Source organism: Streptomyces sp. NPDC048411, assembly GCF_040704695.1.
Classification (GTDB): domain Bacteria; phylum Actinomycetota; class Actinomycetes; order Streptomycetales; family Streptomycetaceae; genus Streptomyces.
On record NZ_JBEZKL010000020.1, the window covers coordinates 19,633 to 45,560 of the forward strand.

General features: G+C 71.7%; 22 protein-coding genes and 1 riboswitch. Of the genes, 8 read left to right on the forward strand and 14 right to left on the reverse strand.

The genetic code is table 11. From position 1 onward, the window contains the following. Positions 1 to 20 precede the first annotated feature (20 nt). Both AB0915_RS10405 and AB0915_RS10410 read left to right on the forward strand, forming a co-directional pair. Complete coding sequence (locus tag AB0915_RS10405; RefSeq protein WP_366690677.1) at positions 21 to 1,199, forward strand: steroid 3-ketoacyl-CoA thiolase; 1,179 nt, start codon at positions 21 to 23, stop codon at positions 1,197 to 1,199. Positions 1,200 to 1,294: 95 nt separating this feature from the next. Further along, positions 1,295 to 2,599, forward strand: a complete 1,305-nt coding sequence (locus tag AB0915_RS10410; RefSeq protein WP_366690678.1) for an alpha/beta hydrolase — start codon at positions 1,295 to 1,297, stop codon at positions 2,597 to 2,599. 145 nt (positions 2,600 to 2,744) lie between these two features. Here AB0915_RS10410 and AB0915_RS10415 read toward each other — a convergent pair whose 3' ends face one another. The 7 genes from AB0915_RS10415 to AB0915_RS10445 form a co-directional block, all read right to left on the reverse strand. Further along, complete coding sequence (locus AB0915_RS10415; RefSeq protein ID WP_366690679.1) at positions 2,745 to 3,611, reverse strand: ECF transporter S component; 867 nt, start codon at positions 3,609 to 3,611, stop codon at positions 2,745 to 2,747. Continuing rightward, entirely contained in the window at positions 3,608 to 5,317 is a 1,710-nt protein-coding gene (locus AB0915_RS10420; RefSeq protein WP_366690680.1) for an ATP-binding cassette domain-containing protein, read from the reverse strand. Before AB0915_RS10420 ends, AB0915_RS10415 begins: the two co-directional genes overlap by 4 nt. Beyond that, positions 5,317 to 6,486 (reverse strand): energy-coupling factor transporter transmembrane component T, encoded by a 1,170-nt coding sequence (locus tag AB0915_RS10425; protein WP_366690681.1) that lies wholly within the window; start codon positions 6,484 to 6,486, stop codon positions 5,317 to 5,319. The genes AB0915_RS10420 and AB0915_RS10425 overlap by 1 nt, the downstream gene beginning before the upstream one ends. Beyond that, positions 6,483 to 7,124: an SCO2322 family protein gene (locus AB0915_RS10430; protein WP_366690682.1), complete on the reverse strand. Its 642-nt coding sequence runs from the start codon at positions 7,122 to 7,124 to the stop codon at positions 6,483 to 6,485. Before AB0915_RS10430 ends, AB0915_RS10425 begins: the two co-directional genes overlap by 4 nt. A gap of 41 nt (positions 7,125 to 7,165) precedes the next feature. Further along, complete coding sequence (locus AB0915_RS10435; RefSeq protein WP_366690683.1) at positions 7,166 to 8,428, reverse strand: prenyltransferase/squalene oxidase repeat-containing protein; 1,263 nt, start codon at positions 8,426 to 8,428, stop codon at positions 7,166 to 7,168. Positions 8,429 to 8,534: 106 nt separating this feature from the next. Next, a riboswitch (cobalamin riboswitch) is annotated at positions 8,535 to 8,669 on the reverse strand. Between the two features lie 31 nt (positions 8,670 to 8,700). Then, on the reverse strand, positions 8,701 to 9,738 hold the full coding sequence (locus AB0915_RS10440) for an MBL fold metallo-hydrolase (RefSeq protein ID WP_366690684.1): 1,038 nt from the start codon (positions 9,736 to 9,738) through the stop codon (positions 8,701 to 8,703). Between the two features lie 152 nt (positions 9,739 to 9,890). Beyond that, positions 9,891 to 10,925: a helix-turn-helix domain-containing protein gene (locus AB0915_RS10445; protein ID WP_366690685.1), complete on the reverse strand. Its 1,035-nt coding sequence runs from the start codon at positions 10,923 to 10,925 to the stop codon at positions 9,891 to 9,893. A 107-nt stretch (positions 10,926 to 11,032) separates the two neighbouring features. On the opposite strand from AB0915_RS10445, the gene AB0915_RS10450 reads away from it, so the two are divergent. The 4 genes from AB0915_RS10450 (at position 11,033) to AB0915_RS10465 (ending at position 15,207) form a co-directional block, all read left to right on the forward strand. Beyond that, positions 11,033 to 11,929 (forward strand): alpha/beta hydrolase, encoded by an 897-nt coding sequence (locus tag AB0915_RS10450; protein WP_366690686.1) that lies wholly within the window; start codon positions 11,033 to 11,035, stop codon positions 11,927 to 11,929. 224 nt (positions 11,930 to 12,153) lie between these two features. After that, complete coding sequence (locus AB0915_RS10455) at positions 12,154 to 13,284, forward strand: serine hydrolase domain-containing protein (RefSeq protein ID WP_366690725.1); 1,131 nt, start codon at positions 12,154 to 12,156, stop codon at positions 13,282 to 13,284. A gap of 208 nt (positions 13,285 to 13,492) precedes the next feature. Further along, positions 13,493 to 14,974, forward strand: a complete 1,482-nt coding sequence (locus AB0915_RS10460; protein WP_366690687.1) for an aldehyde dehydrogenase — start codon at positions 13,493 to 13,495, stop codon at positions 14,972 to 14,974. Continuing rightward, positions 14,974 to 15,207: a ferredoxin gene (locus AB0915_RS10465; RefSeq protein WP_366690688.1), complete on the forward strand. Its 234-nt coding sequence runs from the start codon at positions 14,974 to 14,976 to the stop codon at positions 15,205 to 15,207. The genes AB0915_RS10460 and AB0915_RS10465 overlap by 1 nt, the downstream gene beginning before the upstream one ends. A gap of 177 nt (positions 15,208 to 15,384) precedes the next feature. Here the strand turns inward: AB0915_RS10465 and AB0915_RS10470 are convergent, their stop codons facing one another. Both AB0915_RS10470 and AB0915_RS10475 read right to left on the reverse strand, forming a co-directional pair. Continuing rightward, positions 15,385 to 16,659 carry an LCP family protein gene (locus tag AB0915_RS10470; protein WP_366690689.1) on the reverse strand — a complete coding sequence of 425 codons (1,275 nt, stop codon included), beginning with the start codon at positions 16,657 to 16,659 and terminating at the stop codon, positions 15,385 to 15,387. A 265-nt stretch (positions 16,660 to 16,924) separates the two neighbouring features. Then, entirely contained in the window at positions 16,925 to 18,016 is a 1,092-nt protein-coding gene (locus AB0915_RS10475; RefSeq protein ID WP_366690690.1) for a sodium:calcium antiporter, read from the reverse strand. A 573-nt stretch (positions 18,017 to 18,589) separates the two neighbouring features. Between AB0915_RS10475 and AB0915_RS10480 the strand changes: the two genes are divergently transcribed. After that, positions 18,590 to 19,396 (forward strand): 3-hydroxybutyrate dehydrogenase, encoded by an 807-nt coding sequence (locus AB0915_RS10480; RefSeq protein ID WP_366690691.1) that lies wholly within the window; start codon positions 18,590 to 18,592, stop codon positions 19,394 to 19,396. Positions 19,397 to 19,437: 41 nt separating this feature from the next. Then, positions 19,438 to 21,423, forward strand: a complete 1,986-nt coding sequence (locus tag AB0915_RS10485) for a GAF domain-containing protein (protein ID WP_366690692.1) — start codon at positions 19,438 to 19,440, stop codon at positions 21,421 to 21,423. 30 nt (positions 21,424 to 21,453) lie between these two features. On the opposite strand, the gene AB0915_RS10490 is transcribed toward AB0915_RS10485, so the two are convergent. Genes AB0915_RS10490 through AB0915_RS10510 form a run of 5 tightly spaced genes read right to left on the reverse strand, consistent with a single transcriptional unit; the run spans position 21,454 to position 25,925 of the window. After that, positions 21,454 to 22,359 (reverse strand): alpha/beta hydrolase, encoded by a 906-nt coding sequence (locus AB0915_RS10490; protein WP_366690693.1) that lies wholly within the window; start codon positions 22,357 to 22,359, stop codon positions 21,454 to 21,456. After that, on the reverse strand, positions 22,356 to 23,501 hold the full coding sequence (locus AB0915_RS10495) for a branched-chain amino acid ABC transporter permease (RefSeq protein WP_366690694.1): 1,146 nt from the start codon (positions 23,499 to 23,501) through the stop codon (positions 22,356 to 22,358). The genes AB0915_RS10490 and AB0915_RS10495 overlap by 4 nt, the downstream gene beginning before the upstream one ends. Further along, complete coding sequence (locus tag AB0915_RS10500; RefSeq protein ID WP_366690695.1) at positions 23,498 to 24,385, reverse strand: branched-chain amino acid ABC transporter permease; 888 nt, start codon at positions 24,383 to 24,385, stop codon at positions 23,498 to 23,500. Before AB0915_RS10500 ends, AB0915_RS10495 begins: the two co-directional genes overlap by 4 nt. Then, the gene (locus AB0915_RS10505; protein ID WP_366690696.1) at positions 24,385 to 25,137 is read right to left on the reverse strand and encodes an ABC transporter ATP-binding protein; all 753 of its coding nucleotides are present in this window, start codon (positions 25,135 to 25,137) and stop codon (positions 24,385 to 24,387) included. Before AB0915_RS10505 ends, AB0915_RS10500 begins: the two co-directional genes overlap by 1 nt. After that, the gene (locus tag AB0915_RS10510; RefSeq protein ID WP_366690697.1) at positions 25,134 to 25,925 is read right to left on the reverse strand and encodes an ABC transporter ATP-binding protein; all 792 of its coding nucleotides are present in this window, start codon (positions 25,923 to 25,925) and stop codon (positions 25,134 to 25,136) included. Before AB0915_RS10510 ends, AB0915_RS10505 begins: the two co-directional genes overlap by 4 nt. Between the last annotated feature and the right edge of the window lie 3 nt (positions 25,926 to 25,928).

The window sequence follows — 25,928 nt, forward strand, 5'->3', positions numbered from 1 at the left end:
CGCGAGGAGAGGACGAGCTCATGGCCGCGGAACCCGTCATCGTCGAAGCCGTACGCACCCCCATCGGCAAGCGCGGAGGCGCGCTCGCCAATCTGCATCCCGCCTATCTGCTGGGCGAGACCTACCGTGAACTTCTCGGACGCACCGGCATCCCTGCGGACTGCGTGGAACAGATCGTCGGCGGTACGGTCACCCACGCCGGCGAACAGTCCATGAACCCGGCGCGCAACGCCTGGCTCACCGTGGGACTTCCGTACGAGACCGCCGCCACCACTGTGGACTGCCAGTGCGGCTCCTCGCAGCAGGCCTCCCACATGGTCGCCAACATGGTCGCGGCAGGAGTCATCGACATCGGCATCAGCTGCGGTGTCGAGGCGATGTCGCGCGTGCCACTGGGCAGCGGATCCAAGCACGGCCCGGGGAAGCCCTGGCCGGACGAGTGGAACGTCGACCTGCCCAACCAGTTCGAGGCCGCCGAGCGCATCGCCCGCAAGCGGGGCCTCACGCGGGAGAACGTCGACTCGCTCGGGCTGATCTCGCAGGAGCGGGCGGCCGTGGCCTGGGCCGAGGAGCGGTTCAAACGGGAGACGTACGCGGTCCAGGTGCCGACCACCGAGGAGGAGCAGGCGGCCGGTCAGGGCATGTGGCGCCTCGTCGACCGGGACGAGGGGCTGCGGGACACCACGATGGAGGGGCTCGCCCGGCTCAAGCCGGTCATGCCCACCGCGATCCACACCGCGGGCAACGCCTCGCAGATATCCGACGGCGCCTGCGCGATCATGTGGGCGTCCAAGCGGATGGCGCGGGCACTCAAGCTCAAGCCGCGGGCCCGGATCGTCGCCCAGGCGCTCGTCGGTTCCGACCCGCACTTCCACCTCGACGGGCCGATCGACGCGACCCGCGCGGTGCTGGGCAAGGCCGGGATGTCGCTCAAGGACATCGACCTCGTCGAGATCAACGAGGCGTTCGCATCGGTGGTGCTGAGCTGGGCCCAGGTCTTCGAGCGGGACCTCGACGGGCTCGCGAAGGTCAACGTCAACGGCGGCGCCATCGCGCTCGGCCACCCGGTGGGCGCCACCGGGGCCCGGCTCATCACCACGGCACTGCACGAACTGGAGCGCCGTGACAAGGAGTTCGCGCTCATCACCATGTGTGCGGGCGGGGCGCTGGCCACCGGCACGATCATCCAACGGTTGTGAGGATTCCCCCCGGCCGGGGTGGTGGTGTTAGGTGCACCCCGGTCGGGGGGCCATGCCGCTGTCGGCGCCGCTCGCGGTTGCATAGCGTCACGGCCATGGAAAACAAGAACAGCAAGACATGCAGCAACACCCCTTCTCCCAGGAAGGGTCGGCGTGGTGCCCGGCGGGGACTGGCGGTCGCCACGGTCATGGCTCTCGCCGCCCTCGGCGCCGCGCCCGCCGTGGCCCAGCAGGCCGGACCGGCGGACGGGGGCTCCCACACCACCCGCACCGCCGGACGGGGAACGCTCCTCGCCGTCACGCCCGTCGCCACTCTCGACCGCACCGACGTCAGCGCCTTCCTCGCCTCGGGAGGCATGGACACGGGCACCGTCCGCTACGGCGTGCGCGCCTACCGCCTCACGTACCGCACCCTCACCCCGCAGGGCGAACCCACCACCGCCACCGGTCTGTTCGTTCTCCCCAGGGGTGGCGCCGACCGCCTCGATCTGGTGTCCGACACCCACGGCACGATGGTCCACCGCGACTACGCGCCCTCCGTCGGCGAGGACTTCGGCCGGTTCGCCCCGTACCTGCACGCCTCGGCCGGTCGCGCCGTCGCCGCGCCCGACTATCTCGGCCTCGGCAAGGGGCCGGGCCCGCACCCGTACATGGACACCGCGTCCTCCGTCACCGCCTCCCTCGACATGCTGCGTGCCTCCCGCACCGCGGCGCGGGAGCTGGGACGCCCCCTCACCGGCGAGGTGTACGCCAGCGGCTTCTCCCAGGGCGGCCAGGTCGCGACGGCTCTGGCCAAGGCCCTCGCAGGCGGCGCGGACCGGCACTTCAGGCTGCGGGCGCTGGCGCCGGTCTCGGGGCCGTACGACCTCCAGGGCGCGGAGACGCCCGCCATGTTCGACGGCCGGATCAACGACATCAGCGCGGTCTTCTACATGTCGTACTTCCTCACCGCGCAGAACCGGCTGCACCCGCTCTACAAGGACCCCTCGGAGCTCTTCCGTGAGCCGTACGCGGACGTCGTCGAGAACCTCTTCGACACCCACCACTTCGAGGAGGACATCATCCCGGCGTTGCCCGGCACGCTGAAGGAACTCCTCACCGACGAGGCCTATCAGGACCTGCAGCATCCGACGGGAGTGCTGCGCGACGTGCTGAAGGCCCAGGACGGTCAGTGCGACTGGAAGCCCGAGGTGCCCGTGCGGCTCTACTCGTCAGCCGCAGACCGGGACGTGGCCATCGCCAACTCCCGCAACTGTGCAGCCGACTTCGCCGCGCACGGTGCGCGGGTGCCGGTGATCGACCAAGGGTCGACCGATCACAACGGGACCTTCATGAAGTCCGGCCCGCAGATCGTCCGCTGGTTCGACACGATCGGGGCAGCGAGGCCGCGTCACCGCTGATCGGGCCGGGCCGGACCTGGAGCCGACGGAGGGCCGACGGCGGCCGGACACCGCGAACCGAGAGCTCGTAGCACGGGGAAGACCCCGACCGGAACCTGTGGGGTCTTCCCGCGCTGCGGCCGGTGGACGGCTCGGTACCAGCTGCTCAGGGGACCTCGAATGTGGCCTGGGCCTCGAAGGCCGCGCGCCGTGTGGCCCGGCGCAGCGCCTTCAGCAACGTCCCGCCGACGACGAGGGTCAGCGCCATGGTCAGCACGGCCCGTCCCAGGTCCCAGCCCAGCGAAGTGGCCAGGCAGTACGCGAGGAAGCGGACCAAGTTCTCGGGCAGCGGGTCACCGGGATGGAAGGAGATGCCCGAGCCGAGGCCCGGCACGATCGTCCAGCCGTACAGGTTCATCACCGTGCCGTACGCGAACGCCGCCACACCCCCGTAGGCCGCGAGCATCAGCAGCTCGGCCCGCCCGCGCAGCCGGTCCGGGCCCGGCAGCAGCCCGGCGCCCATGGTGAACCAGCCCATCGACAGCATCTGGAACGGCAGCCACGGGCCCACCCCGCCGGTGAGCAGTGCGGACGCGAACATCGTCACCGAGCCGAGCACGAACCCGAAGCCCGGGCCGAGCACCCGGCCGCTCAGCACCATCAGGAAGAACATCGGCTCCAGGCCCGCCGTCCCCGCGCCGAGCGGGCGCAGCGCGGCGCCGACCGCGGCGAGCACACCCAGCATCGCCACCGCCTTCGCGTCCAGGCCGGAGTCCGCGATCGTCGCGACGACCACCCCGACCAGCAGCGGAAGCAGCGCGGCGAACAGCCAGGGCGCGTCCTGGGAGTGCGCGAGGCCGGAGTCCGCGCCGGCCAGCAGCGGCCAGCCGATGGCGACGACACCGATCGCGCTGATCAGGAGGAGCGCGGCTATCGCACGCGGCCCGAGCCGCACCGCCCGCGCCTGCCGATCGCCCGTGCGCCGGACCCTCGGTGTTTCGGCCGCTCGTACGGCCCGCTCCCGGTGCGTCATGCGTCCGCCCCCAGTGCCGCGCGTACCTGCGGCACGGTCAGCCACTCCTGCGGGGCGAGGATCTTCGCGGTCTGCGGTGCGAACGCCGGGGACGAGACCACGACCTGCCGGGTCGGCCCGTCCGCGACGATCTCCCCGTCGGCGAGGATCACCACCCGGTGGGCCAGCTCGGCGGCGAGCTCCACATCGTGGGTGGCCAGGACGATCGCATGGCCGTCGGCCGCCAGACCGCGCAGCACGCGTATCAGGCGGGCCTTCGCCGCGTAGTCCAGGCCACGCGTCGGCTCGTCGAGCAGTAGCAGCGGGGGGCGCGCGGTCAGCACGATCGCCAGGGCCAGGGCGAGGCGCTGCCCTTCGGAGAGGTCGCGCGGGTGGGTGTCGTCCGGCACGTCCGGCAGCAGCTCGGAGACCAGGGCCCGGCAGCTGCCCGTCGCGGCGCCCGCGTCCGTGTCGGCCGTCGCGCACTCGGCGGCGACCGTGTCCGCGTAGAGCAGATCGCGCGGTTCCTGCGGTACGAGTCCGACCCGGCGCACCATGTCGCGCGGCGGCGTACGGTGCGGGGCCCGGCCGCCCACGTGGACGGTGCCGGCCGTGGGCTCGACCATGCCGACGAGGGCGGCGAGCAGCGTGGACTTGCCCGCGCCGTTGCGGCCCATCAGGGCGACGGTCTCGCCGGGCGTGACGGAGAGCGTCACCCGGCGCAGCGCCTCGACGCGACCGCGCCGCACCCCCAGACCCTCGGCCCGGACGGTCGCTTCCCCCGCGGGACCCGGAGCGGGCTCCGCCTCGGGTGCGCGACGGCGTCCGAACAGCCCACGCCGTACCGGGGCGGCGGGCAGCGGTGCCGGGGCAGCGGGCGTCGCCGACGGGACGGCCGACGGCGGCTCGGACGACGCCAGCCGTTCCAGCAGCCCGGTCGCCCGGCGTCGCGCATCACGCACGGAGAGCGGCAGCGGTTCCCAGTCCGCCAGCCGTCCCAGCGCGACCACCGGCGGGTGAACCGGGGACACGGCCATGACGTCGGCCGGCGCACCCGTCACGGGTGCGGCGCCCGGCGACGGCAGCAGGACCACCTGGTCCGCGTACTGGACGACGCGTTCCAGCCGGTGCTCCGCCATCAGGACCGTCGTGCCCAGGTCGTGCACCAGCCGCTGGAGCACCGCGAGGACCTCCTCGGCCGCCGCCGGGTCCAGGGCGGACGTCGGCTCGTCCAGGACCAGCACCTTGGGGTGCGGGGTCAGCACCGAGCCGATCGCGACCCGCTGCTGCTGGCCGCCGGAGAGCGTGGCGATCGGCCGGTCGCGCAGTCCCGCGAGGCCCAGCAGGTCGAGGGTCTCCTCGACCCGCCGCCGCATGACGTCGGGGGCGAGCCCCAGCGACTCCATGCCGTACGCCAGCTCGTCCTCGACGGTGTCGGTGACGAAATGGGAGAGCGGGTCCTGGCCCACCGTGCCGACCAGATCGGCGAGTTCGCGCGGTTTGTGGGTACGGGTGTCGCGGCCGTCGACCGTGACCCGGCCGCGCAGCGTGCCGCCCGTGAAGTGCGGCACGAGACCGGAGACGGCCCCCAGCAGCGTCGACTTGCCGACCCCCGACGGACCGACGAGCAGCACCAACTCGCCCTCCGGGACCGTCAGATCGACGCCGGACAGGGTGGGGTGCGCCGTGCCCTCGAACTGCACCGAGACCTGCTCGAACCGGATCATCACTGTCCCTTCTCGGAGTGCGCGACGGGAGCGTCGGCCGGACCACCCACCGGGGGCGGCGCGGGCGCCACCACCGCGGGCAGCAACCCGATCAGCACCGCCGTGGCGGGCCACAGCGGGAACACCGGCGCGACCAGGGGGACGACCCCGGGGTGCAGCGCCTCCGGGTCGACGCTGCCCGCCAGGATCATCGCCGCCGCGACCACCGCACCCGACCCCGCCACCAGCCAGGCCCGCACACCCCACCGGTCGGGCCGGTAGCGGGTACGGACCGAGCGGGCGCCGCCGAGCCGCAGCCCGGCCGCAGCGGCGACGAGCCCGGCGAGCAGCAGCGGCAGCCCGTAGACCGCACCCTGCGAGGCCAGCAGGCCGTACGTACCGGCGCAGACCCCCAGCAGACCGCCGAGGGTGAGGACGTTCGTGGTGCGCCGGACGGCGGGCGGGACCTGCGCCGTACGCCCGTACCCGCGCGCGTCCATGGACGCCGCCACCGCCACCGACCGCTCCAGCGCACCCTCCAGCACCGGCAGTCCGATCTGCAGAACGGCCCGGATGCCCCCGGTCGGGCGGCCCCGCAGCCGGCGTGCGGTGCGCAGGCGCACCACATCGGCGACCATGTTCGGCGCGAACGTCATCGCGACGACGACGGCGACGCCCGCCTCGTACAGCGCACCCGGCAGCGACTTCAGCAGCCGGGCCGGGTTGGCGAGCGAGTTCGCCGCGCCGATGCAGATCAGCAGCGTGGCCAGCTTCGCCCCGTCGTACAGCGCGAAGAGCAGCTGCTCGGCGGTGACCCGGCCGCCGATCCTGACGCCCTGCGCCCAGTCCGGCAGCGGGATTTCGGGGAGGGTGAACACCAGGTGCGTACCGGGGATCGGCGAGCCGAGGAAGACGGAGAACAGCAGCCGAACGGCGACGACGAACAGCCCGATCTTGATGAACGCCCCGTACGAACGCGCCCACGGCGCGTCCGTACGGCGCGCCGCCACGACATATCCGGCCACGCCCACCAGCAGTCCGAGCAGCAGCGGATTGCTGGTCCGGGACGCGGCGGTGGCCAGCCCGAGCGCCCACAGCCACCAGGCCCCGGCGGGCAGGGCATTGCTGCGGGTCGCCGCGGGCGCCCGCAGCGCATGACTGAGCCGGGCCGCGCCGGGGGAGGCGGTCATCCGCGCCGGCGGCGGGCCTGCAGGACGGCGGCGATGCCGAGCAGCAGGACGGCGGCGAGCCCGACGAGCACCCCGGTGGACGGACCGCTGCGCCCGTTCCCGGGGTGGGTGGACGAGGGAGAGGCGGACGCCGTGTGCCCGCTGCCGGAGACCTGCTCGCCGCAGCCCGAGGCGGGGTAGCCGGAGATCGCGCAGAGCAGGGCGTCGCTGCTGTAGCGCAGCGGTTTGGCCACCGAGGCGAGCGCCTCGGCGGTGCTCGCCCCGGGGGCGACCTGCGCGCAGGCGGTGCGCAGCGCGGGCGGCGTCTCCCCGGCCGGGGCGTCCGCCGGCGTGCCGGGGTCGATGACGAGCGCGACGCGCTTGGTGCCGTCCTTGGCGGGGGTGTCCGCGCAGACCGTCGCGAAGTCGGGGGTGCGGCGCGGCTTCGCCGAGTCCTGGGAGTCCTCGCTCACGGAGAACCGGAAGCCCTGCACCGCCCCGTCGTCGGGCCGGACGAGCGAGGGGCCCTGGGTGGCGTAGGCCCAGCCGGACCCCTTGCCCTCCCAGAACGACCAGTAGCGGTAGCCGGCCGCATGGGCGGTGCCCGCGCCGAGCACGGTCAGAGCGGCGCCGAGTACCAGCAGCAGCGCGACGGCCACCCGTCCGCCGAACGCATTCCCCGCACGATTCCCCGCTCGGTTCACGGCTGCTGGGGCTTCCGACGGCTGCTGATCAGGAAGCCGATGCCCGCACCGGCGGCGAGGCCGATACCGACCAGCCACCACACCCCGAGACCGGCGTCGTCGCTGGTGCCGTCCTCGGCGACGTCCGGGGTCGCACTGGGCGTGATGACGGCAGCGGGCGCGGGACCGCTCGCGTTCAGCTCCCGGACCAGGTCGACGCCGCCGAAGTTGTGGGCGTCGGCGCCGGTCGCGTGCGCGGCCAGGACCAGCTGGGCGTAGGCGGCGGGGCCGCTCTCCTCGGCCCAGCTCCTGGAGTTCTTCTGCAGCCAGCCGACCGCGCCGGCCGCCTTGTTCTTGTGGCCCGCGGAGGCCAGGGCGACGACAGCGTCCGCGGTGTTGCCGAAGTCGGGCTGCGGGGTGGTGTCGTCGGCGCCCGGCATCGGCGGCAGGTCCAGATGGTTGCCGTTCTTCGCGAGGGCGCCCGCGAGGTAGAAGGCGCCGTTCTGGGCGGCCTGCTCCGGCTTGACGACGTCGCCCTTCCGGCAGGCCGGCGGCTTGCCCTCGACCGCGGCGTTGTCCCCGGTGTCCAGCCCCTTGCCCATCGAGCCGAGCACGGCGGCCGCGGTGGCGTCCCCGTTCGCGGTGAGCTTCCCGGCCTTGTCGGGCTGGTACGCGAACGCGCCGCCGTCCGGGCCGCCGCACGGGATCGCGAGCGCGAGCAGCGCGTCGTACGGGGTTTTGCCGCCCGGATTCGTCATGTCGCCGATCCGCTGGCCCTGCCGGGCCAGCGCGCCGGTCACGATCGAGGTGGAGTTGGCGTCGCTGGGGGAGCCCGGGTTGTAGCCCCAGCCGCCGTCCTCGTTCTGGACGGACTTCAGCCAGCGGACGCCGTTGCTGACGATGTCGCCGTGCCCGCCGACCGCCGCCAGCGCCTGCACCGCGGCGGCGGTCGCATTGGTGTCCAGCATGGTCTTGGTGTCGCACGGCTTGGAGACATCGGCGCGGTACGAGGCGTAGGCGCCGTTCGCGCACTGCTGGGCGATCAGCCAGTCCACCGACTTCGTCGCGGGCACGACCCCCTCGACGCGCTGGGCGAGGAAGGCCAGCGACTGCCGCCAGACCCCGTCGTACGTCGGGTCCTTGGTGCCGTACAGCCCGGAGGGCAGCGCGACGGACGGGGTGGGGGAGGGGGACGGCGCCGCGACCGCGGCCGGGGCAGCGGCCGCACAGAGCACGGTGGCGGTGGCGGCGAGCGCTGCTGCGCTGCGGCGTACGGTCATGGCGGGCTGAGCCTCTCCTGTGGGGAACCGGGCACAGGCACACTCAGGCACCAGGCTCCGGCCCCGTATTCCTCGACGGTGCCGGTCACCGGGGTTCCGGTGACGCGAGCCGGTCACGACCGCGGACAGGGCAGCCCGACTCGCCGCTGTGTCGGCGGCTCACGGTTGCGTGGTCAGTGCCGGATTTGCACCGGCTTCCCCCTGAACGGGCGTGATGACGACTCGCACACTCTACCGGGAGGCAGCCCGCTCGCCCCGGGCGGAGGGCTGCCTCACGCAGCGACGTACGTCACCGGCCCGCTGCCCGGCACCGCCTCCGCGCGCCCCAGCTTCACCAGTCGGCGCACATGAGCCTCGGCCTCGGAGACGGCAATGTTCCGCGAGCCGTACGGGATCTGTTCCCAGGGCCGGTTCCACTCCATCCGCTCGGCCAGCTGCCACGGCGTCAACGGGGTGGCGAGCAGGGCGAGCAGTCCGGTCAGCCGCTCCTCGTGATGGTCGAGGAGTTCCCGTACGCGCCCCGCCGCGTCCGTGAACGCGTACTGGTGGGCGGGCAGCACCTCGGCGACCCCGAGCCGGCCGATGCGCTCCAGCGAGTCCAGGTAGTCGCCCAGGGGGTCGGTGACCGTTGCGTCGTCCGGGTCCTCGTACAGCCCGATGTGGGGGCTGATCCCGGGCAGCAGGTGGTCGCCGGAGAAGAGGCGGCCGCGGCCGGGCAGATCGGCCGGATGGTCCTCCTCCAGGTGCAGGCAGACATGGCCGGGGGTGTGGCCCGGCGTCCAGATCGCCCGGAGCCGCCGGCCCGCGAGGTCGAGCAGTTCGCCGGGGACGATCTCGCGGTCCGGGAGGGCGGCGCGCAGTCCGGGGAGCGTGCGCGTCCGGCCGCCCGTGCGGGCGGCGCGCAGTGGGGCGAGGTGCTCCTCCGGTGCGCCGGCCGCGGCGAGCTTCGCCGCGAGGTAGGTCAGCCAGGTGCCCGGTTCGGACTCACGGGTGCGGCGCACGATCGCGGTGTCCGCGGCGTGCATCGCGATCCACGCCCCCGAGGCCTCGCGGACCTGTCCGGAGAGTCCGTGGTGGTCGGGATGGTGGTGGGTGATGACCACGCCGTGGATGCCGGTGATGTCCACGCCGACGGCGGCGACTCCGGCGACCAGGGTGTCCCAGGCGTCGGGGTCGTCCCAGCCGGTGTCGACGAGGACCGGCCCGCGGTCGGTGTCGAGGACATGCACCAGGGTGTGGCCGAGCGGGTTGTCCGGGATCGGGACCTTGATGGACCACACGCCGCCGCCGTGCTCGGTCACCTGTGTCATGGGGCTTCCCCTTTCCCGTCCCGGCCCGCGGCTGCGTTGCGCCACGCCCACTGTAACGAGAACTCGTTCCAGTAGTAGCCCAGGACGACTATCGGCTTCGGATCAACGGGTCCGCGAAGGACGGTAGTTCCCAGCGGCGAGGCGGATCTTCCTCAGTCGTTGAGTAGCCGCCATGCGGTGAGGGCGAGCCTGGCCCGTGTCAGTCCGGTGGGTTCAGTGAGGTCGATGCCCAGGGTCTTTGTGATCTGTTCGAGTCGGCGGGCGATGCTGCTGTGGTGCAGGTGGAGGAGGTCGGCGGCCCGGCGTAGGGAGCCGGTGGCGCAGTACGTGTCCAGGGTCTCCAGATCTTCTGGGTTGTCGGCGATTCTGGCGATGGCGGCCACGTCGGCGTTGCCGCGTGAGGTGTCCTGAGGTATCTCGGCCAGGAGCGCCAGCGCGCCAAGGTCGGTGTAGCGGATGACGGGTTCGCGCGGGGTGGTGAAGCGGAGGGCGGTGCGGGCTTGCCGCCAGGATCGGTCGGGGCTTTCGGCGGCGCCGACGCCCGCACGTACGCCTGCCGGAAACCGGGCCGGGTCCATGGTGGTGGCCAGGATGACGCCCACGTCGGCGAGCGGTGCCGCCTTCACCGGGCGGGTCGGGCAGACCAGGCCGCCGATCTGGTCGAGCGGGAGCTGCGAGCGTACGGCGACGGCGTGGACCGGCAGGTCGGCGGCGAACCCCAGGAGCCGTAACGCCCGTGCTCTGGCTGCCTCGTCGCTGTCGGAGCTGATCGCCAGTTCGACGAGGGCGGGGTCGGCCATGGTGGTGCGGGCCGGACCGTACCGCTCGACGGCCGCCGCGGTGGCGATGGCGAGCCGGTCAAGGAGGACTTCGTCGAGCGGGTTGGGCAGATCGGGGCGCTCCAGCCACACCGTGCCGATCTCCTCCCCGTCGAGGGTGATCGGCGCCGTGGTGGACGCGGGTGCCTGCGGGGTGGACGCTTCTGTGCCGTGGGGTGAGACGCGGATCGTCCGCCCCGCGCCGTGGATTCGTATCCCGGCGACGCACTCGGCCAAGCCGGCCGAGGCCCGGGCGAGTGCCGGGAGATCCACCCGTCGGCGCATCAGTGTGTCGTAGAACGCGACGATGCGGATCGCGCCGTCGACGTACGGATCCAGTCCCGACAGCCGTACGGCCAGTGCCTCCATGGCAGAAGGATAGAAGGACAGGGGCGCGCCGATCGGTGCGTGATCGGGGTGGGATCCGCGACGGATGGCGGGTGACCCCTCGGGGGACGGCCGTGAGGATGGTCGTCATGGATCCCGAACTCGAAGCATTCATCCCGTTGTTCCCCAAGGCCGACCTGACTGACCCGGTCACCGCGCGCAAGGACTTCGCCGAGTTGGCTGCCGCGGTGCCGGCACCGGACACCGCGGATATGGAGGTCGAGGATCGCACGGTGCCCGCCGACCCGGACGTGGCGGTGCGGATCTACCGCCCGCACCAGGCGCAGGGTGCCATTGTCTGGTTGCACGGCGGCGGATTCGTCATGGGGAACCTGGACACCGAGCACCCCTGGGCCACCCGGATCGCAGAGGGCTCCGGCGCGGTGGTGATCTCGGTGGGCTACCGTCTGGCCCCTGAACATCGGTTCCCGGCCGCCCTGGACGACGCCTACGCCGTGCTGACCTGGACGGCCGAGCACGCGGCCGAAATCGGCATCGACCCAGCGCGGATCGCGGTCGGAGGCCACAGTGCCGGCGGCGGGCTGGCGGCCGCGGTGGCGTTGCGGGCGCGTGACGAGCAGGGGCCGGTGATCCGCTTCCAACTGCTCAACCAGCCAGGACTCGACGACCGGCAGGAGACGTGGTCGGCACGGAACTTCACCGACACGCCCTGGTTCAATCGCGACAAGGCCACCACAGCGTGGCGGCACTACCTGGGCTCCCAGCCCGCCACACCGTACGCCGCCCCCGCGCGGGCCGCCGATTTGTCCGGCCTGCCACCGGCCTACATCGCCACCGCAGAGTTCTGTCCGAACCGCGACGAGGACCTCGCCTACACGCTGCGCCTGCTGCAGGCGGGCGTGCCGGTCGAGCTGCACCAGTGGCCCGGCACCTTCCACGGGTCGCAGGCGATCCTGTCCGCCGAGGTCTCGCAGCGGCAGAACGCCGAACTCGGCGCCGCTCTGCGCCGCGCTCTGGCCGAGTGAGCCGTGGATGTCGAAAAGCACGGCGGAGAGACCCCGTTGCACTCATTGATCATGAAAGGGCGGACGCATTGAAGATCCGACTGGTGATATGCGCAAGCGTGGCAGCGCTGAGTATTTCTGCGGGCACGGTGGCGGCAGCTTCCGCGCCGAACGAGACAAGGGCCGTGCCGGCCGGCAGCACGAGCCCGTCGACCGACTTCGATCCTGCGGAGCTGCAGTTCGCCATGGACGGTGTCCACCGCGCGGGGATGCCGGGGGTGTACGCCGAGGTGCGCGATGCCGGCCAGACATGGCGCGGCGCTTCCGGGGTCGCCGATGTCAGGACCGGCCGTCCCGTCAGGCCCGACATGCGGCAGCGCGTCGGCAGCATCACCAAGACCTTCACTGCCGCCGCAATCATGCAGCAGGTCGAGCAGGGCCGGATCCAGCTCGATGCGCCGATCGGCGGCTATCTGCCGCGGCTGGTGCCGGGGGAGCGCGGCAGGAAGATCACGGTTCGGATGCTGCTCAACCACACCAGCGGCATCAGTGATTACCTCCCCTATGCGTTCCCGTCCCTCCAGGGGTTGCCTTCTGCGCCGGACGTCTCGCCCGAGAGCCTGGACGACAACCGGTTCCGGCAGTTCCGCTCGGCCGAGCTGATCGAGATGGGGCTCACGGCGCCTCCCGTCGGCGAGCCCGGAGGCCCTACAGGGGTGTACTCCAACACCAACTACCTGCTCCTCGGCCAACTCCTGGAGCAGGTGACCGGTACCACGGCCGAGGAGTACATCACCCGGAATGTCATCGAGCGTGCTGGGCTCCGGCACACCGAGTTTCCGGCCGGGCCGCGTATCAAGGGACCGCACTCGCGGATGTACGAGGCCCTGTACGGCCTGATCGACCCGCCGCGCGACTACAGCGTCTACAACATGTCCTGGGTGGGGCCGAGCGCCGGTCTGGTATCGACCATGGAGGATCTCAACCGTTTCTACGGCAAGCTGCTCGACGGCAAGATCGTCAACCAGTCGTCGCTGGCGCAGATGCAGCGCACGCTCCCGGTCCGCGCCCTGGACGGATCGACGATCGAGTACGGCCTCGGTCTGCACAAGGTCGGCATCCCGGGTTGCGGCACCTTCTGGGGCCACGACGGCACGGTCTGGGGGGCCGGAACTATGTCCCTGACCCGGGCCGACGGCGAGCGCCAGATGTCCGTCGCGATCAACCTCGTGAGGTGGAACAAGCTGGACTCCTCGGGGAAGCCGCAGCACCACCCCATCGACGACGCGCTGTCGGCGCTGTACCAGCAAGCGATGTGTGGTAACGGAAACGCCCAGGTCGAGAATGCCTCGCAGGTCCCGGCGTTCGTCCCGTAACCGGAGTGCCGCACGCTCGCTGACCAAGGGCGCCGGATGAACGGCGGCAAGGTTGCCGCGGTGTGGCGGCAATCGGATCATGCCGGTCTCGTGCGCGATGTCCGATGCGTGGACTCCTGGAACTGGAACTGATATCAGTTCTGACACAGAGTCAGGTGTGAAGTCAGGTGCGGAGTCGGTACGTGCCGGGTCGCGGGAGGCAGCAGCCATGACCGAGCTTGTGGAACACGGAAAACTGTTCATCGGCGGGGAGTTGGTCGATCCGCTCGGCCAGGACGTCATCGAGGTGATATCGCCCCACACCGAGCAGGTCATCGGCCGGGTGCCGCACGCCTGCGAAGCGGATGTGGACCGGGCCGTCACCGCCGCCCGCCGGGCCTTCGACGAAGGGCCCTGGCCGCGCGCGTCCCTGGACGAGCGGATCGAGGTGATCACGCGGATCAAGGACGCGTTCGCCGCGCGGTACGAGGAGATCGCCCGCGTCATCAGCTCCGAGAACGGAACTCCCTACAGCTCCAGCGTGATGGTGCAGGCGCTCGCCGCGATGATGGTGTGGGACGCGGCGATCACCGTCGCCCGCACCTTCCCTTACGAGGAGCGCCGCGATGGCGTCCTCGGGCCGCTGCTGGTGCGCCGGGAGCCGGTCGGGGTGGTCGCGGCCGTCGTGCCGTGGAACGTCCCGCAGTTCACCGCCGCCGCCAAGCTCGCGCCCGCCCTGCTGGCCGGCTGCTCCGCCGTGCTCAAGGTTTCGCCCGAATCCCCGCTGGACGCCTACATCCTGGCCGAGATCGCCGCCGAGGCGGGGCTGCCGGAGGGGGTGCTGTCGATCCTTCCCGCCGACCGTGAGGTCAGCGAGTACCTGGTCGGGCATCCCGGCGTCGACAAGGTGTCGTTCACCGGCTCGGTCGCGGCGGGCCGCCGGGTCATGGAGGTCGCCTCCCGGAACCTCACCCGTGTCACCCTGGAGCTCGGCGGCAAGTCCGCCGCCGTCATCCTTCCCGACGCCGATCTGGCCACGGCCGTCGCGGGCATCGTCCCGTTCGCCTGGATGATCAACGGCCAGGCCTGCGTCGCCCAGACCCGCATCCTCGTCCCGCGCTCCCGCTATGACGAGACCGCCGAGGCGTTCGCCGCCGCAGCGGGTGCGCTGAAGGTCGGTGACCCGCTCGACCCCGCCACCGAACTCGGCCCCCTGGTCGCGCAGCGCCAGCAGCAGCGCTCCCTCGACTACATCCGGATCGGTCAGGAGGAGGGCGCCAAGGTCCTTACGGGCGGCGGCCGTCCGGCCTCCCAGGAACGCGGCTGGTACGTCGAGCCGACCCTCTTCGGATCCGTCGACAATTCCATGCGCATCGCCCGCGAGGAGATCTTCGGACCGGTCATCTGCCTGCTGCCGTACGGCGACGAGGCGGAGGCGGTGAAGATCGCGAACGACTCCGAGTACGGGCTCAGCGGCAGCGTCTGGACCGCCGACACCGAGCGCGGCATCGACATCGCCCGCCGGGTGAGGACGGGCACGTACAGCGTGAACACCTTCAGTCTCGACATGCTCGGGCCGTTCGGCGGCTACAAGAACTCCGGCCTGGGGCGGGAGTTCGGACCCGAGGGGTACGGCGAGTACTTCGAGCACAAGATGATCCATCTGCCCGCCGGGTACCAACCCGGGCAGCCCGGCCCGCAGGAGGCGTGATGGGGGACCGCTGGCACGTGGAGGTCGACCGGAGCGTCTGCATCGGCTCCGGGATGTGCGTGAACCACGCTCCGGACGGATTCCGGCTGGACTCCGCCCGTCAGTCCCACCCGGGCGATCCGGAGACCGACGTCAATGAGCGGGTGCTCGCGGCGGCGGAAGGATGTCCCGTCGAGGCGATCACGCTGACGCTGGCCGATTCGGGCGAGGTGGTCTTCCCGCCGGAGGACTAGGACCTCTCAGGACCTGGGTCCCGTGATTATCTGACGCGCAGTCAAGCAGGTGCAGAGGGCGTGAAGATGGCCGGTCCCGGCAGTTTTCTCGCCGCCGTCGTCGGCCCGTCGGAATTCCGATGTGGCCGACGATGGGCGGCTTGTGCCGGGTGCGGGGTGGAGGCGGTGCGCCGACGGTCAGGTGATCTCTGTGTCCGGGCCGATGGTCAGGGTGAGAGCGGTTGCGGTGCTGCTCTCGGTCGGCTTCAGGCCGGGCAGGTGGGCGGCCAGTGCCTGGGCCTGGTGCTTGAGCCGTGGCGGGTAGGCGAGGGTGGTCCTGTCTGCCGGGGAGGGGGCGTTGCCGGTGCCGGTGATCTGGAACCCGGCGGCGCGGAGCCGGTCGGCTGTTTCGCGGGCTTTTCCGGGGGTGCCGGTGCCGTTGAGGACGGTGACCTGGATGGTGCCGGCGAGCGGGGGGAGCTGGTCGGCGAGTTTCTTGAGCCGGGCTTTGGTCATTTCGCGGTCGTGGGTGAGGTCGGTGAACAGCTGCTGGGCGGCGGGGAGGTTCCAGGTGACGTTGGCTTTGTCGGTGGGGACCTCTCGTTCGCGGGGGTAGTTGGGGACGGTGAGGAAGGAGATCCGGTCGGTGGGGATGTCTTTGACGCTGGAGGCGAGGCTGTAGAGGGGTTTGAGGCCGGCGATGTCGGGGTCGGTGGTCAGGGACTGGGTGGCGGAGTCGAGGAAGCCGTAGAGGGCCTTGGGGTTGTAGAGCTTGGTCTTGGCCTTTGCGGCGAGGGCTTCCATGAATTCCTGCTGGCGGCCTATGCGTCCGATGTCGGAGCCGTCACCGATGCTGTAGCGGGCTCGGACGTAGCCGAGTGCCTGTTTGTTCTTCACGGTCTGGCAGCCGGCCGGGAGGTCGAGGTGGGCCTTCTTGTCGTGTATCGGCTCCTTCGGGCAGACCTCGACCCCGCCGAGGGCGTTGACCATGCCGGTGAAGCCACGGAAGTCGACGATCATGAAGTGATCGATCCGCACGCGGGTGTTCGCCTCCACGGTCTTGATCGCACAGGCAGCGGCTTTGGCGGTATTTCCGGTGGAGCCGCCGATCGCGAACGCCTCGTTGATCTTGAAGTGGTGCGGTGTCGAGAGGGTGCCGTTGCCGCGGTCGCACGCCGGGATCTGCACCCAGGAGTCGCGGGGGAAAGAAACGGCGGTCGCCCACTTCCCGCTCTTACTGGTGTGAACGAGCATCAGGGTGTCCGACTGCATCGTCGTCAGCCCCTTGCCGTAGGCATCCCCCAGTCCCTTGCGGCTGTCGGAGCCGATGACCAGGATGTTCTGGCCGCCCTTCGCCGCCGGGGGGCGGTTGTCGCCGAGGTCCTTCTTGACGTCGGCGCCGTGGATGTTGCCGTTGAGCCGGGAGTAGAACCAGCCTCCCGCGGCGGCCGTTCCGAGGATCAGCACGGCCACCGCCCCCGCTATCCAAGGGCCCCGCCGCCTTTGGGGCCTGCGCCTGCGTCGCCCACGAGTTCGGGGCGAGGGCTCGGTGGGTGGGGTGTTGCTGTGTTTTGCCGTCACGGGGTGACGCTCCTCGATGCGTGTGCCAGGCACAGGGAAGATGCGGAAAGGACGGCCGCGCGGGCCGGTCGAGCACAGAGCCGCGGGTGTTGCTGTACGCGATGCCCACACCCGGAGATCGGTGTGGATGGGGCATCGTACGCAGCAGTCGCAGGGGTCAGGCCAGGATCGGGACGAGGCCGATCGCGAAGACCAGGTAGAAACCTGCCGCGATGGCGAGGCGGGCCGGGGTGAGCTTGTGGGCGCGCATCGTCAGCAGCAGGTAGACGATCGCGGCCATCGTAATGAGCCCGGACCACAGCAGAGCGCTGTCGAAGTGCCACCGGGAGAACAGCAGGCCGAGCCCGCTGGGGACGGTGGCCTGGATCATCATGGAGCCGGAGATGTTCGCGAGCGCGAGCTTGGTCTTGCCTTGCCGCACCCAGATCACCGCGTTCATGATCTCGGGGAGTTCGGTGGCGATCGGGGAGAGCAGCAGCGCGGTCACCGCGGCCGACAGCCCGAGCATCGGACCGATGACGTCGAGCTGAGCCACGAAGTAGTGGGCGGCGAAGAAGATCACCGTCAGGGTGGCAAGGGTTTGAGCGACCACGGCCCAGGTGTCCGGGGCGGACTTCTTGGGCTGGAACTTCAGCGGTTCCAGTTCCTCTTCCTCGTCATTGTCCTCGTCCGCGCGGCTGCTGCGGATCTCGCGCCAGAAGTAGACGGCGTACGCGGCGAAGAACAGCAGCCCGAGCGCCGGCTTGAACGCGAACGCGACCAGACCGAGCGAGACCTTCACGATGAAGATGGGCAGGAACCACTTCTGGTCCTTCGCCAGCCGTTTCATGTCCCTCTCGTCGCCCAGTGCCTCCCCCTGTGGGGCGGACGGGCCGAAGGCGCAGCCGGGGTTCAGGTCCGCCACCGCGGCAGCGGCCACAGGCACGGCGGGTGCGGCGGCGCGGTCCTTGCGGAGCTTGAGGAGCAGCATCGCACCGGTCACGCCGTAGGCGACGGTCGCCAGCGCCAGGGGACCGCCCATCGCGGCGCCGACGCCGATGTTCTTGGCCTCCTCGCTCGCACCGCTCGTGACCGCGACCAGCGTCACCACAGACTCCGGCAGGGCGGTACCGAAGGCGGCCAGGATCGTGCCGACCGCCATCTTCCCGACGTTCAGGCGCTCGCCCAGCCATTCCACCGCGTTGACGAACCACTCGCACGAGAGGTAGATCGCCACCGCACACACGATGAGCAAAACGAAATGGATCACAGGACTCGTTCAGCCTTCCCGCACCGGCGGGGGCTTCGAAGGACGAGCTGCGCGAGGGCGGCGGCACGGCTTCGACCCCGCCGACGCGCATATCAATGTCGTCGACAAAGGGTCGAAGGTCTCGCCCGCCCTCATCATCAGAAGATGCGGGCCCGGCCACCGGGAACCCTGTGACGGGTTCCAGTGTGTCGACGACCGGTTTGCGGGGCTACTCCCCTTCGCAGCCGCCCACCTTACAGGGCTTCGGCGGCCGGACGGAAGGGCAGGAGGTCGGCGGGCAAGCCGCAGGTGTGCTGCTCGATCTCGTTCCGCATGGACGGGTCGCGTCGGCGCCTCCTCGGTGGCACAGCTGGACGAGGGCCTGGCCGCGGTGGACCTGGAGCTGACGGCGGAGCAGCGGTCGACGCTGCACGCGGCCCACTGAGTGATCGTCGTCGGGCCCGGGCCCGACGGCAGGTGCTGACGGCCTCCGCCCCTCGTCCCGCACCATGTACGCCGGCACCATGCCGATACGCGACGGTGTGTGCACCGACTCCGTGTGACGTGGGCTTCCGTCTCCTTACGGTGACGACCATGGAGACTCCCCAGCGCCCGGAACCCGGGCCCGCCCCGCTCACCGTCCCCCCGCCCGCAGACCGGCCCCTCGTCGGCCGTACCGCGCTGGTGACCGGTGCGGCGAGCGGCATCGGACAGGCCTGCGCGCGGGTTCTCGCCGCCGCGGGTGCCCATGTGTACGTCGTGGACAAGGCAGCCGACGCGGCGGAAGAACTGGCGGAGCGGATCGGCGGAACGGCCTGGGTCGTCGATCTGTCCGTCCCCGAGGCGGTGGACTCCCTGCCGGACGACGCGGACCTGGTGGTCAACAACGCGGGGCTGCAGCATGTGGCCCCCGTGCACGAATTCCCGCCGGACCGCTTCGCCCTGATCCACCGCGTCATGGTGGAAGCGCCGTTCCGTATCTTGCGCCGCACCCTGCCCGGCATGTACGAACGCGGCTGGGGGCGCGTCGTCAACATCTCGTCCGTTCACGGGCTGCGCGCCAGCCCGTACAAATCGGCATACGTATCGGCCAAGCACGCACTGGAGGGACTCAGCAAGGTGGTCGCCCTGGAAGCAGCACCGCACGGAGTGACCAGCAACTGCGTCAACCCCGGCTACGTACGCACGCCCCTGGTCGAGAACCAGATCGCGGCGCAGGCCCGTACCCACGGCATCACGGAGGAGGAGGTGGTGGGCAAGGTGATGCTGGAACGCAGTGCCGTCAAACGCCTCATCGAACCCGAGGACGTCGCCGGGGCGGTGCTCTGGCTGTGCGGACCGGGTACCTCCCACATCACCGGCACCTCCCTTTCCATGGACGGCGGCTGGACCGCCAACTGACCCTTCCGGCTCCCGCCCCTCCCGACGAACGATGGCCGCCCATGTCTGCACCCACCCCCTCCGCCGCGCCCCACCTGCGCCTCCTCCTCGATCTGCTGGCCGAGGACGCCCCCGCCGAGGCGCTGGGAGCCGTCTCCTCCCAGGCACGGGCGGCCGGTGTCCCCGCGGGCGAACTCGCCGAGGTGGAGGCGGCCACCGCCACTGCCCTGCGGATCAGGGGCGCCCTGCGCCAGCACCGGCGCCGCGAGCTCCAGCTCACCGCGCTCTTCGACACCGCGGGCGATCTGGCCGCCTCCCGGGATCTGGACGACGTACTGAAGGCGATCGTCCGGCGGGCCAGGATGCTGCTCGGCACGGACACGGCGTATCTCACGCTCCCCGACGAGGAGGCGGGGGACACCTACATGAGGGTGACCGACGGGTCGGTGTCGCTCCTCTTCCAGCGGCTACGGCTGGAACTCGGCGAAGGGCTCGGCGGCCTGGTCGCGCAAACCGCGAGCCCGTACGCCACCCCCGACTACCGCACCGACGAACGCTTCCGCCACACCCGCAACATCAACGCCGGGGTCCTCGACGAGGGGCTCGTCGCCATCCTGGGCGTGCCCCTGCTCCTCGGCTCCAGCCGCGGTGGTACGGGGAAGGTCATCGGCGTCCTCTTCGCCGCCGACCGCGCACCCCGCGTCTTCAGCCCCGACGAGGTCGCCCTGCTCTGCTCGCTCGCCGCGCACGCCGCGATCGCGATCGACACCGCCCGTGCCCTCGCCGACACCCGGTCCGCGCTCGCCGAACTCGCCGGGGCGAACGCCGAGCTGGCGGAGGCGAATGCGGCGGTACGCGAGCACTCGGCCGCCATGCAGCGGGCCGAGGAGGCGCACGACCGGCTGACCGACCTGGTGCTGCGCGGAGGTGACGTCAAGGACGTCGCGGCGGCCGTCGCCGGGCTGCTGGACTCCCCGCTGACCATCCACGACCCGGGCGGGCGCCCGCTGGCGGCCGTCCGGCCCGACGGCGCGGGGCCCGCCGCCGACTCCATGGACGCCGGATGGCTGGTCGAGACCGCCGAGAAGTCCCGCACCGGAGCGCGCGCCGTGCACCGCGACGGCCGGTGGATCTGCGCCGTACTCGCCGGGCAGGAACTCCTGGCCGGTCTGGTCCTGCACCGGCGCGGCCGGCTCGACGACTCGGACCGGCGGCTCTTCGAGCGCGCCGCCGTGGTCACCGGCCTCCTGCTGCTGCTGCGGCGCACGGTCGCCGAGACCGAGAACCGGATACGCGGCGAGCTGATCAGCGATCTGCTGACCGACGCGGACCGCGACCCCGCCGGACTGGCCGAACGCGGCCGACGCCTCGGCATCGACCTGGACCGCCCGCATCTGCTGCTCGTGGCCGAGGCGAGCGCCCGGGAGAAGCTCTGCGCCGCTGCCCTGCGCTATCTGTTCGGCGGGGACATCCGTGGCGTGAGCGCCGAACACGCGGGAACCGTGGTGCTGTTGATCGGCTGCGGGGGAGACGCGGACCCCGGACCCGATGCGGGGGAAGCGGCGCGGGCCGCGGCCGCCCAGCTCGGCCAGCTGGTCCAGGCCCCCGTCACCGTGGCCGCCACCGGTCCGGCCCGGGGTCCGCGGCAGCTCGCCGCCGCGTACGCCGAAGCGGCCCGCTGCCTGCGGGCCATGCGTGTCCTCGGCCGTACCGGAGAGGGCGCCTGTGTCGACGAACTCGGCTTCCTCGGCGTGGTGCTGGGCAACGCGCAGGATGTCGACGGCTTCGTCACCGCGACGCTCGGACCCCTGCTGCGGTACGACGCCCAGCGCGGCACCCACCTCGTACGCACGCTGAGCGCCTACTTCGGCGCCGGCGGCAGCCTCATCCGCGCCAAGGACGAACTCCACGTCCACGTCAACACGGTGGTGCAGCGGCTGGACCGGATCCAGGTGCTGCTCGGCCACGACTGGAACAAGCCCGACCGTGCGCTGGAACTTCAGCTGGCGCTGCGGCTGAACCTTTTGTCGGGCGACCAGGAGCGGTAGCCGTCCGGCCGGCCGGCTACCGCTCCGTCCTCAACCACCGTACGGGCTCGGCATGTTCGAGAGTGCCACCAGCCGTGTGGCGATCTCCCGTCCGCCGGCGTCCCCGGTGAGCACGGTGTAGTGGTTGACGTCCGGCACGGCCACCGGCTCCAGCAGGGTGCCGGAGAGGTCGGCGGCGGCCAGCCGCTGCTCGTCGTACAGTCCCTGCGGCTCGTCCATCAGACCGCGCGCCGCCCACAGCAGCGTCGCCGGTACCGGCAACTTCCGTACCGCCGACAGCACGTCGTCGTCGAAGAGACCGATCCCGTCGGTGCGCACTGCCTCGATCCGGCACGTCGAGTGCATCGCCGGTTCGTCGCCCGTCAGATCGCGCTGGATGTACGCGTCCACCTCGGGCGACCAGGCGTCCCCGGCGAACGCGGGATGCGCCTGCCAGAACTCCCGGTAGGCGGACCGGTCGGGGAACGTCATCGACAGCCGGTCCATGGCCGGGCCGATCACCGCCGTCATCAGTTCGTCCGGGGAGAGATGTGTGGGGGCGGGGAAGCCGATCCCACCATCGACGAGCAGCAGCGGACCGAACCGGTCCGGATGCCGTACGGCGGCCAGCGCCGCCACGAACGCGCCCATCGAGTGACCGGCCAGCACCACCCGGTCCAGGCCGAGCGCCCCGGTCAGGGCCGCGATGTCATCGGCGTGCGCCGCGATGCCGTACGGTCCGGGCAGCCCGGAGCTTCCGGCCCGGCCGCGCAGGTCCGGGGCGACCAGCGTGACCTGCCCGGTCAGCAGCCGCGCCACCGTGCCCCAGGAGAGCGCGTTGGCCGTGATGCCGTGCAGCGCGACGACCACCGGCGCACCGGGCTCCCGGGCCGGCCAGCGCAGCGCGGCCAGCTCGCCCCCGGCCACCGGGACACGTATCTCCTCGTACGCGGTCATGAGTGCCGGTCCTCCTTCCGGGCGGGTGTGCCCTCATTGGTCGCACGGAGTACAGAACGCATCCGGGACGGCAGCCGTGCCAGCCCGCCCGGCAGGAGATGGACCACAGCCACGAACACCGCGCCGAGCAGGAACAGCGGCTGGGAGAGCGGTACCCGCAGCACTGCGGGAAGCTCGGCGACCGCACCCGATCCGGCGAGATCGCCGAGCCGGTGGTCGGCCCACGTATAGAGGATGCCGCCGACCATCGGTCCCCAGCGGGTGCCCGAGCCCCCCAGCACCACCATCACCAGCAGCGACAGCGTGAAGTCCGACGTCGTCGTCTGGGGGGTGGAGCCGCCGGTGAGCAGCAGGTGGACGAGCCCGCCGAGCGCGGCCAGCGCACCGGCCAGGACGAACGCCGTCAGCTTGAACCCGTACGGCCTCAGCCCCAGCACCTCCACCCGGCGCTCGTTCTCCTTGATGCCCTCCCAGACCCGCCCCGTCGGGGAGCGGACCGCCCAGTGGACGACGGCCACGGTGAGGACGAGATAGCCGAGCGCGAGCCAGTACAGGTTCGCCGTGTGCTCGATGCCCACGAGCCCGGACGGCAGCAGCTCGGCGGGCGCGGCCCGGCCCTCCTCGCCACCGGTGACGCCGCCGGGGTTGCGGGAGACGAGGATCGAGCCCGCCTGGGCGAAGGCCAGCGTCACCATGGAGAAGCCGATGCCGGTGACGCGCAGGCTCACCGATCCCAGCACCAGTGCGAGCGCGATCCCGAAGCAGACGCCGACCAGTGCGGAGACGGCGAACGGCAGTCCGGCCTCCAGCATGATGGTGTTCGTGGCGTAGCTGCCCGCCGCGAAGTACAGGGCATGCCCGAAGGAGAGCAGCCCGGTCCGGCCGAGCAGCAGGTCGTAGCCGGTGGCCAAGGCGCCGAACAACAGGCAGGTGGCGAGGAGTTGAAGGCTGCCCGGACTGCCCAGCGGGCCGTCGAGCAGCCCCGGCAACGGCAGGGCGCTGTACGGCGCGACGATCAGCAGCGCCAGCACCACGGCCGGCCACCAGCGCAGCAGCCGCGCCGCGTTCACACGCACCGGTGTGTCGGACGGTGCCGTCGGCGTTCCGCTCGTGCGGTCGGGTGTCCCGGTCATGGTGCTCACGCGAGCCTCCCGGTCAGTCCGCGCGGCCGTACGAGCAGCAGCGCGGCGAGCAGGACGACGACGGCCAGGTCGCCGAGGCCCGCTGCGGTGTAGTAGTTGGCGAACTGCTGGACCAGGCCGATCACGACGGACGCCACCGCGGCGCCGGTCACCGAGCCCATGCCCCCGGTGACGACCACGACGAACGCGAAGATCAGCAGCGAGGTGCCTTGCCGGGGGTCGACCGAGCCGAAGTACAGCCCGCCGAGCGCCCCGCCGAGCGCGGCGGCACAGCCGCCGATCGCGAAGACGAGGGTGAACGCCTTGCGGACGTCGATGCCGAGCGCGGTCACCATCGCCCGGTCCTCGACCCCCGCCCGTACGACCAGTCCGTGCCGGGTCCATCCGAGGAAGAGCCGCAGCGCGATCAGCACCACGACCGCCGCCGCGATCAGCACCAGCCGGTTGACCGGGACTTCCGCGCCCAGCAGGGAGAACGTGCCGGACAGCGCCTCGGGCCCCGGGAAGGTCCGGGCGTCCGAGCCCCAGATGCCCGACAGCAGCGCCGGGACGGCGAGCCCCACCCCGACCGTGGCGAGCACCTGCTCGCGCGGCCGGGTGTAGAGCGGGCGGACGACGGTGAGTTCCAGCAGCACCGCGGCGGCGGTGCCCACCGCCGTACCGAACAGGACCGCGAGGACGAAGCCCGCACCGCCGGGGCCCGCGCCCGGCAGATTGCCGGACGCCGCCCACCAGGTGCCGTACGCGCCGATGGAGAGCAGCGCCCCGTGCGCGAAGTTGAGCACGTCCATCAGACCGAAGATCAGCGAAAGCCCCGACGCGATCAGGAAGTAGAGCGCTCCCAGACCGAGTCCGGTCATGGTGAGCAGCACAAGGGTGGACATCAGGAATCTTCCTCCGCGTTCCGGGAAGGGACGGGGGCGGACGGGCCGTGCCCCACGCCCAGCAGCCGGCGCGTCGCCTCCGCGTCGCCCAGCAGCTCACCGGCCGGTCCCTGATGAGCGGTCCGGCCGTCGGCGAGCACCGTGCAGTGCGCGGCGAGGCGCCGTACGACGGCGAGGTTCTGCTCCACGAGGAGCACCGGCACCGCCTCGGCGGCCCGCTCCAGCACCTCGGCGACCTCGGTGACCACCTTGGGCGCCAGCCCCTTGGTGGGTTCGTCCGCGATGATCAGCCTGTTTCCGTTGAGGAGCGTGCGCCCGATGGCGACCATCTGCTGCTGCCCGCCGGACAGCGTGCCGGCCAACTGGCGTTCCCGGCGTTTGAGTTCGGGGAAGAGTTCATGGACGAGGGGGTACGCGGGTGCGCCCGCCCCGCGCCGCTCGGCCAGCCGAAGGTTCTCCGCAACGGTCAGTCCGGCGAAGATGCCGCGGTCCTCGGGGGCGTAACCGATGCCCCGCCGCACCAGCGTGTGGGTGGGCAGCGGCACGGTTTCCTCACCGTCGAGCCGGACGCTTCCGGTGCGCGGGACGAGGCCGAGGATGCCGCGCACGGTCGTGGTCTTCCCGGCGCCGTTCCGGCCGAGGAGCGCGGTCACCCCGTGGCGGGCGACATCGAGGTCCACGCCGTGCAGGATGTGCCGTCCACCGATGAGAACCCGCAGATCCCGTACGACGAGCAGGGGTTCCGTCGTCACAGCCCCTCCCCGAGGTAGGCCTGCTGCACGGTCGGGTCGGCGGTCACGGCCTCGGGGGTGTCCAGCGCCAGCAGCCGGCCGTGGTGCATCACGGCCAGCCGGTCGGCCAGCCCCAGCAGTACGTCCATGTGGTGCTCGACCATGAGGACGGTGCGGCCCTCGTCCCGGTGCAGGGTGCGGATCAGTTCGGTGAGCGCGGGGACCTCCTCCGCGCTCACCCCGGCCATCGGTTCGTCGAGCAGCATCAGCCGCGGCTCGCCCACGAGCAGCACCGCCAGCTCCAGCTTCCGCTTCTCGCCGTGCGACAGCTCGGACGCCAGCGCCCGTGCCCGGTGGCCGAGTCCGGTGCGCTCCAGCACGCCGCGCACCTCGTCGGTGTACGGGGAAGCGCGCCGCCACACGCGGTACGAGCCGCCCCCGGCGGCCTGGGCGGCCAGCCGGACGTGGTCGGCCACGCTCATCCCCGGCCAGAGGCTGGACGTCTGGAACGTCCGGCCGATCCCGCGCCGGGCCCGGACGTGCGCGGGACGGCCGGTCAGGTCCGCACCGTCCAGCGCGAGGGTGCCCGAGGTGGCTGTCGTCAGCCCGCTGATCAGATTGAACAGTGAGGTCTTGCCGGCTCCGTTGGGGCCGATGAAAGCAAGGAACTCGCCCTCGCGGACATCCAGAGTGATGTCCTCGACGATGGTCGCCCCGCCGACGCCCCAGCCGAGGCCGGCCAGTTGAAGCACGGGGGCGGCGGAGTGCGCCGCGCTCCCGTGATCCGTCGTGGTGTCAGGTGCTGCCACCGG